Source organism: Psychrobacter sp. 1U2 (assembly GCF_051847575.1).
Genome location: NZ_JBPYDC010001838.1, coordinates 1 through 514, shown reverse-complemented (window position 1 = coordinate 514; position 514 = coordinate 1). Strand labels below are relative to the sequence as shown.

The following is a 514-nucleotide window of genomic DNA, read 5'->3' as shown; positions in this document are numbered from 1 at the left end:
TGCATCGTCGTTAACTTGTACACGTTCTATATAAATGGGCACTCGGCGTTCGCGGTAATCAATGTAACCCAGTTGAATAGAGCGTCTAGGAATGCCCATGACGCTACTGGCATTACCAAGTGGCGGCTCGATTAAACCATCAGGACGGTCTGGTAGGTCATCGAATACATAAAGCTCTTTTTCAGATAACAAAAAATCAAGTCGCTTGGCTAATTCAAGGGCGCGACTGCGCTGAACTTCACTGTCAATCAGGTTCATATTGAGCGCATAAGCAGCCAAATCAAACTGCTGCTTCATCACCGCTGATTGAAAGAACTCCAAAGTGGCCAGTGGCGTTGACAGGTTTGGCGGCTCAGATAAGGGCGGCAAACCAGTATTGAGCTTATCTAAAATATAATAGCCTTCGTTATACTCCCCTTTTAATCCTGCATCACCTTGTAAATTTCCAGACTGCTGTACAGCATTGAGTTCTGTAGGATCGAATATCTCTTCTGTCACTCCAGAGACACTCACG

At 45.3% G+C, this 514-nt stretch carries 1 pseudogene; it reads right to left on the bottom strand.

Annotation, left to right across the window (positions count from 1 at the left end):
- A pseudogene (locus ACS8FD_RS24690) lies at positions 1-514 on the bottom strand (mechanosensitive ion channel family protein); the annotation flags it as partial.